Source organism: Campylobacter sp. GB48 (assembly GCF_049221845.1).
Lineage (GTDB): Bacteria > Campylobacterota > Campylobacteria > Campylobacterales > Campylobacteraceae > Campylobacter_D > Campylobacter_D lari_C.
On record NZ_JBMJAR010000106.1, the window covers coordinates 1 to 512 of the forward strand.

Below are 512 nucleotides of genomic sequence, written 5' to 3' on the forward strand. Positions count from 1 at the left end.
CTAGTTTTATGAGAAACATTTTGCATAGAAGAAGTAATCTCTTCTAGTGCTGCTGCTGTTTCTTCTAAAGAAGAAGCTTGGCTTGATGAAGAATCAGTTAAGTCTTTAACAGCGCTTTGTAATTTACCACTTTCATCTGCTAATAAAGAAGCAAATTCAGATGATTGTCTTAGCATAGCTACTATTTCTTGACCTAACACATTAGTTGTTACTTCAACTCCACCTTTAGCATTTTTAACTTCAGTTGTAAAGTCTAATGCTTTATAGCTATCAAATACTCTATTAATCTCATTCATATTAGAACCAACCTTTTGTTCTAATACATTAAGCATATCATTTAATACATTTTTTAATTCTACTAATTGAGGATTAGCAGGAATTGCAGTAATTCTAGCTGTTAGATTACCACTTTCTATTTCTTTAGCTGTATCTACTGATTGTTCTACTGCTTTCGCATCTTGTTCTAGTGCATTTTTAGTTCTAGTAATATTTTCATTGATGGCTTTTGCCAT

The 512-nt window shown here is 31.4% G+C and carries 1 pseudogene; it reads right to left on the reverse strand.

Annotated elements, in window-relative coordinates:
- A pseudogene (locus ACOTVC_RS09055) lies at window positions 1–512 on the reverse strand (methyl-accepting chemotaxis protein); the annotation flags it as partial.